At 68.5% G+C, this 6,575-nt stretch carries 7 protein-coding genes; 4 read left to right on the top strand and 3 right to left on the bottom strand.

Annotation, left to right across the window (positions count from 1 at the left end):
- Nucleotides 1-13: 13 nt before the first annotated feature.
- Nucleotides 14-712, bottom strand: coding sequence for a hypothetical protein (locus VGP60_RS06090; protein ID WP_327546870.1), 699 nt, complete (start codon nt 710-712; stop codon nt 14-16).
- Between the two features lie 49 nt (nt 713-761).
- On the opposite strand from VGP60_RS06090, the gene VGP60_RS06095 reads away from it, so the two are divergent.
- Nucleotides 762-1,316 carry a DUF1349 domain-containing protein gene (locus tag VGP60_RS06095; RefSeq protein ID WP_327546871.1) on the top strand — a complete coding sequence of 185 codons (555 nt, stop codon included), beginning with the start codon at nt 762-764 and terminating at the stop codon, nt 1,314-1,316.
- A 3-nt stretch (nt 1,317-1,319) separates the two neighbouring features.
- Here VGP60_RS06095 and VGP60_RS06100 read toward each other — a convergent pair whose 3' ends face one another.
- Complete coding sequence (locus VGP60_RS06100; RefSeq protein ID WP_327546878.1) at nt 1,320-2,366, bottom strand: methionine synthase; 1,047 nt, start codon at nt 2,364-2,366, stop codon at nt 1,320-1,322.
- Between the two features lie 128 nt (nt 2,367-2,494).
- Between VGP60_RS06100 and VGP60_RS06105 the strand changes: the two genes are divergently transcribed.
- Entirely contained in the window at nt 2,495-3,301 is an 807-nt protein-coding gene (locus tag VGP60_RS06105; protein ID WP_327546872.1) for a phospholipid scramblase-related protein, read from the top strand.
- A gap of 75 nt (nt 3,302-3,376) precedes the next feature.
- Complete coding sequence (locus VGP60_RS06110; protein ID WP_327546873.1) at nt 3,377-4,420, top strand: MBL fold metallo-hydrolase; 1,044 nt, start codon at nt 3,377-3,379, stop codon at nt 4,418-4,420.
- A gap of 48 nt (nt 4,421-4,468) precedes the next feature.
- Here the strand turns inward: VGP60_RS06110 and VGP60_RS06115 are convergent, their stop codons facing one another.
- On the bottom strand, nt 4,469-5,965 hold the full coding sequence (locus VGP60_RS06115; protein ID WP_327546874.1) for an acyl-CoA synthetase: 1,497 nt from the start codon (nt 5,963-5,965) through the stop codon (nt 4,469-4,471).
- A 26-nt stretch (nt 5,966-5,991) separates the two neighbouring features.
- On the opposite strand from VGP60_RS06115, the gene VGP60_RS06120 reads away from it, so the two are divergent.
- Nucleotides 5,992-6,438, top strand: a complete 447-nt coding sequence (locus VGP60_RS06120) for a GNAT family N-acetyltransferase (RefSeq protein WP_327546875.1) — start codon at nt 5,992-5,994, stop codon at nt 6,436-6,438.
- Nucleotides 6,439-6,575: the final 137 nt, after the last annotated feature.

A 6,575-nucleotide genomic window follows, 5' to 3' on the forward strand; every position in this document is an offset into this window, starting at 1 on the left:
ACAGCCGGTAATCTTAGTCGGTCGCACCGACATCTTTTGAAGGCTCGTCGCCGAGTCCGCGGACGAGTTCCCGGAGCTCAAGCAGCGTGATCGCCTCCGCGGGCTCGGCTTCGGCCGTCTCCACCCGCCGTAGCCTTTCTCCCGCCAGCCGCTCACCCAGCGTGGCGTCCAGCGGCAGGAAGGTCAGCGTGGTGCGGGTCTGCTCGTCGAGTTCGGGGAACGCCGGATGGTGGACGGCGACGTCGACCACCGCCTCGGCTTCGTCGACCTGCACGGCCACCCGGACGTCGGCCAGCGCGATCCGGTGGGCGCCGAGGTTCACCGTGACCTCCGACGGATCGGGCACGGGAGGGACCGAGTCGTGGTACTCCCAGATCGCGTCGTCCGCGGGCGCGGCGGCCCGCCACGCGTCGGTGTACGGCCGGAGTTTCGGGTCTTCCTGGCCGGTCACCACGAGCGCGTAGATCGAGCGCTGGCCTCGCTCGACGGAAAAGTGCAGATCCGGGTGGACGCGCGCGACGGCACGGCTCAGATCGTGCTCGAACCGCTGGGGTTCACGGTCTCCGAGCGCGGCGCTGATCTCCGGCAGCAGCTCGTACCAGCGTTCCCAGAACCCGGTGGCCGCCGCCTGCGCGTCGGCGGGGATCGGCTGCTCCGGCCACGGCGTGCGCGGGTCGAAGACGTCTTTCTTGCGGCGGTGGAAAAGTCGCATGGAACGTCACGCTACGCGCCGGGTACGACATCCGTGGCAAGTTGGTCACATGCGAGCTTTCGGTTCCGAGGACTGGTCCTGGTTGAACGCGCCGAAGTCCTGGGAAGGCGGCGATGGGCTCACCGTCACCACCGAACCCGACACGGATTTCTGGCGCACCACGCACTACGGCTTCGTCCGCGACACCGGGCACGTGCTGGGACGCACGGTCGAAGGCGACTTCGTCGTACGGACGACGTTTTCCGGCGCGTACCAGGATCTCTACGACCAGGCCGGCGTCATGCTGCGGATCGACGAGGAGAACTGGATCAAGACCGGCATCGAGTACGTCGACGGCGAGCAGCTGCTGAGTGTCGTCGTGACGCGCGGAGTGTCCGACTGGTCCGTGGTTTCGCTGCCGATCTCACCCGATTCGGTGACCATCGCCGTCGACCGCACCGGCGACACCGTGACGGTCCGCTACGGCCTCGACGGCGCCGAGCCGGCCACCATGGCGCGCCTGGCGTACTTCCCGCCCACGGTGCCCACGCTCGCGGGCGTGATGTGCGCGTCGCCCCAAGGCACGGGTTTCGCCGTCACCTTCAGCGGTCTTGAGATCGGCTGAGGTTCACCAGCTCTCGGGCGGCTCCAGGAAGGCCTTGCCGAGTTCGCGGGTGCGCACGAGCGCCCAGCGCATCCACTCCTCCGACGCGCCCGCGAGGCCACACGTGGGTGTCGGCAACGCCTTCTGCCCGAGGATCTCGCGGTTGAAGCCGAGCCGGTCGACCAGGCGCAGCGCCGACATCGCGCTCTCGTGCAGCGTCGGGCGCTCGGCGTTGGGATCAAGCTCGGTCGAACGCACGAGGCCGAGGAAGAACGTCGTGTCGTCGTCCCAGGCCTCGCCGATTTCGTCGAGCAGCGAAGCCGGGGCGCCGCCGAGCAGCGTCAGATCGAGCGACTGCGCGCCCGCTCCGGCCGAGCGCAGCAGCTTGACCGGCGGCCGCGCCGCGCAGCAGTGGACGATCACGGGCTGGCCGGTCATCCGCTCGGCGGCCTCGATGACGGTCGCGAGCAGGTCGCGCGCCTCGGCCTCCGGAACCGACCGCACGGTCCCGTAACCGGACGGCGTCGACAGCGAACCTTCCAGCACCGCGGGCAGCGTCGGCTCGTCGAACTGGACGACGATCGGCGCACCCGTGCGGGACTTCAGGTCGGCGACATGCGCTTCGAGCCCGGCCAGCATCGACGACGTGAAGTCGCGCAGCGCGCCCTTGTCGGTGAGCACCCGATGTCCGCGCGCGAGTTCGATGCCGGCGGCCAGCGTCCACGGCCCGGCGAACTGCGTCTTCACCGCCTGGGCCTTGGCACCGGCGTTTTCCCGGGCCTCCTCGAACGCGTCGAGGTCCCAGCGCAGCAGGTCGACCGCGCGGCGGTGGATGTGGCCGGGACGCCCGGCGATCCGGTACCCGCTGGGCACCAGGTCGACGGCCAGGTCGACGAGCAGCGCCGCCGTCCGGCCGAGGATGTCGGCGCCGACACCGCGTTCGGGGAGTTCGGGGAGATGGGGGAATTCGGGCAGCTCACCGAAGACGATCGCCGACGCTTCGCCGGGGTCCGTACCGGGCATCGAGCCGATGCCGGTGGCCACACCGGGAGACCAAGGAGGTTTTGCCACGTTTGCCACAGCCGAAGTGTGCCCGCCCCGCCCCACGGCCGGCGACCCGGTCACCACCAACTCGGACATTCGGCGTATTTCCCCTTTTCAGCGCCGGGACCAGGGCGGCGCCAGTACGCTCACCCGCCATGACGAGACCCTCGACGCCGCCCGGCTGGTACCCCGACCAGCAGAGCCCCCGGCTGCAACGCTGGTGGGACGGGCAGGCCTGGACGGCGAACACCCGTCCCTCCCATGACGCGGAAGCGATCGAACTGGACATCGAGCGGGCCCACGACCCCGCGCGTATCCAGCAGCAGGTCGCGAAGGGCACCAAAGGCCGCGCAACCGGCGCGAGCGGCGGCGGCACGCTGTTCACCGAGCCGATCCTGGTGGTGAACCAGCGGGCCAAACTGATCGAGATGGCGAACGAGTTCGGCGTCTTCGATCAGCACGGGCAGCGCCTCGGCGGCGTGGTCCAGGTCGGGCAGAGCGTCTTCCGGAAGGTACTGCGGCTGCTGACGAAGTACGACCAGTTCCTCACCCATCGCTTCGAAGTCCGCGACGCGAACCACAGCACCGTGCTGAAGGTGACGCGCCCCGCGAAGATCTTCAAGTCACGCTTCCTGGTGACCAGGGCCGACGACTCGCCGATCGGGGAAATCGTCCAGGAGAACGTCTTCGGCAAGATCCGGCTGGGTTTCACGGTCAACGGCCAGAAGATCGGCGGGATCCAGGCGGAGAACTGGCGCGCCTGGAACTTCTCGATCTCCGACCACTCCGGCACCGAGGTCGCCAAGATCACCAAGACCTGGGGCGGGTTCCTGAAGGCCGCGTTCACCACGGCCGACAACTACGTGGTGGAGATCCACCGCCCGCTGCAGGATCCCTTGGCGAGCATGGTCGTCGCGTCGGCGCTCACCATCGACACCGCGCTGAAGCAGGACAGCCAGTGACATGAGTCTCAGCTCCCCGGCTGGACAACCGTCTCTTTCGCGCCGCAAGGTGATCGAGGAGACAAGGAGGTCCCTGTGGAGCCGCTGACCGAGGACGAAACCCGTGACTGGACCGAGCCGGGGATCTACTCCGTCGCGCCCGGCGTCTACCGGATCCCGTTGCCGCTGCCCAACGACGCGCTCCGCGCGGTCAACATCTACGCCATCACCGACGGCACCGAACTGGTGCTGATCGACTCGGGCTGGGCGCTCGACGCCGCCCGCGAACAGCTGGCGACGTCGTTGACGGGCATCGGCGCGGGTCTCGGTGACGTGAGCCAGTTCCTGGTCACCCACGTGCACCGCGACCACTACACGCAGGCCGTGGCGCTGCGCCGCGAGTTCGGCGGGAAGATCGCGCTCGGGGCGCTCGAAGAACAGTCGCTGAAGGTCGCCGCGGACCCCGAGCGCAGCCCGATGTACGCGCAGATCGAGCTGCTCCGGCGCTGCGGCGCCGACGCCGTCATCACCGCGCTGGCGGAGATGTTCAAGGGCCATGTCCGGGCGACCGACACGGATATCTGGGAAAACCCCGACGAGTGGCTCACCCCCGGCCGCCGCACGATCATGCCGGGCCGCGAGCTCGACATCGTGCACACCCCGGGCCACACCAACGGCCACGTGGTCTTCGTCGACGGCGAGGCGGGACTGCTGTTCTCCGGCGACCACGTCCTGCCGCACATCACGCCGTCGATCGGCTTCCAGCCCTCACCCGCGGATTTGCCGCTGAACGACTACATCGACTCGCTGAACCTGGTCCGCGCCATGCCGGACCAGCGCATGCTGCCCGCGCACGGGAAGGTGTCGCCCAGCGTGCACGCGCGCGTCGACGAGCTGCTGGAACACCACCGGCAGCGGCTGGAAACCATGGGAGCCAAGGTGCTGGAAGGCAAGAGCACCGCGTACGAGACGGCGTCGAGCCTGGGCTGGACACGGAAACTGCGGAAGCTGCCGGAGATGGACGCGTTCAACCAGATGCTCGCCGTCGCCGAAACCGGCGCCCACCTGGACCTTCTTGTTTCCCAGGGAAAACTCGCCGCCACCGAGATCGACGGAATCCGCCACTACACCGCCCCCTGACGCTCCCGCCATCTGTCGACAGATGGCGATCTCTTAGGCACTGAGAGATCACGAGAACCGTTCGCGGAGTTCGCGTTTGAGGATCTTGCCGGACGCGTTGCGCGGCAGTTCGTCGACGAAGTGCACGGCCTTCGGGAGCTTGAACGACGACAGCTTGCCTCGCACGTGGGCCATCAACTCGTCGGCGCCGACGTCCTCTTTGGACACCACGACCGCGGTGACGGCCTCGATCCACTTCTCGTCCGGCAGCCCGATCACGGCGACCTCGCCGACCGCGGCATGCGTGTACAGCGCGTCTTCGACCTCGCGCGAGGCGACCAGCACGCCACCGGTGTTGATCACGTCCTTGATCCGGTCGACGACGAAGAGGTAGCCCTCCTCGTCCTGGCGCACCAGGTCACCGGAGTGGAACCAGCCGTCGCGGAAGGCTTCCCCGGTGTCCTCCGGCTTGTCCCAGTAGCCGAGGCACAACTGCGGCGACCGGTACACAACCTCGCCCGGCTCGTTCGGCGCGACGTCGTCGCCCTGCTCGTCCACCACCCGCGCCTCGACGAACAGCACCGGCCGCCCGGCCGAATCCAGGCGGTCCGCGTGGTCGGCCGAGCCCAGCACGGTCGCCAGCGGGCCGATCTCCGACTGACCGAAACAGTTGTAGAACCCCAGTTCCGGCATCTTCGCGGCCAGCCGCTCGACGATCGGGCCGGGCATGATCGACGCGCCGTAGTACGCCTTGCGCAGGCTGCCGAGGTCGCGCGTGGCGAAGTCGGGATGGTTCGTCAGCGCGACCCAAAGCGTTGGGGCGGCGAAGAAAGCGGCGTGCCCGTTCTTCTCCAGCCGACGCAGGATCTCGCCCGGCTCGGGGACTTCCATCAGGTCGTTGGTCGCGCCGATCGCGAGCCACGGCAGCAGGAAAACGTGCATCTGCGCGCTGTGGTACAGCGGCATGACGTGCAGCGGGGCGTCGTTTTCGTGCAGGTCAAGGGCTTGCAGGCAGGACAGGTACTCGTGGACGAGCGCGCGGTGGGTCATCATCGCGCCCTTGGGCTTCGAGGTGGTGCCGGAGGTGTAGAGCAGCTGCACTAGATCGGTGTCGGCGACTTCGACGTCGAGCTCGGGCACTTCGCCCTCGGAAGCCGCTGCCAGCAACGAGTTCTCGCCGTCGCGCAGCAGCACAACACGCTCGACGCCCGACACATTGTCCTTCAGCGCCGGGTCCACCAACGCGACCGAGCTGCCGGACTGCGTCACGAGGTACGCGAGTTCTTCCCCGATGAGGTTGTAGTTGATCGGCACGTGCACGAGTCCCGCCCTGGCGCAGGCGAGGAAACCGAGCAGATAAGCGTCGGAGTTCTTGCCGTACGCGGCGACCCGGTCGCCCTTCGCCAAGCCGAGCCCGAGGAGGAACGCCGCCGCCCTGGTGACCGCGTCATCGAGCTCGCGGTACGTCCACTCGCGACCGTCGAACCGCAGGGCGACCCGCCCGGGCACGCGGCCCGCCGTGCGCCGGAGGACATCAGCGACGTTGCTGGACCTCAAAGCTGTCATCTGGGGACGCTCCTAGACTCGGCCGGGTGGAGATCCAGAGACGCGCCAAGCGCGAAGATGTCGAGTCGATCGTGCGGTTGCTCATCGACGACCAGCTGGGTGCCGGCCGGGATTCGACCGACGACCTCGGGCCGTACCTGAAAGCGTTCGAGGACATCGACGCCGACGCGAGCCAGCATCTGATGGTGGCCGACCTCGGCGCCGAGGTCGTCGGCACGCTGCAGCTGACGATCATCCCCGGGCTGGCGCGCAAAGGCGCGCTGCGGGGGCAGGTCGAGGCTGTGCGCGTGCGCAGCGACCAGCGCGGCGGCGGCCTCGGCGGGACGCTGATGGACTGGGCCATCGAGGAATCCCGCCGACGCGGCTGCGCGCTGGTGCAGCTGACTTCAGACCAGTCCCGCGTCGACGCGCACCGCTTCTACCTGCGGCTCGGCTTCGCGGCCAGCCACCAGGGTTTCAAGCTCACGTTCTAGGTCGTGTCTGGTGAATCTGTTCGATGGGCTTCGTGATCCAGGTGGTTCCTGGCGGTGCGGGGGATTTGCCCTCGTACCGGGTCGTACTCGGGTGAATCCCCCGTGCCGTCAGGGGCCGCCTGGGCGCGGAGACCGCG

The sequence above is a fragment of the Amycolatopsis sp. genome (assembly GCF_036008905.1).
In the GTDB taxonomy this organism is placed as follows: Bacteria; Actinomycetota; Actinomycetes; order Mycobacteriales; family Pseudonocardiaceae; genus Amycolatopsis.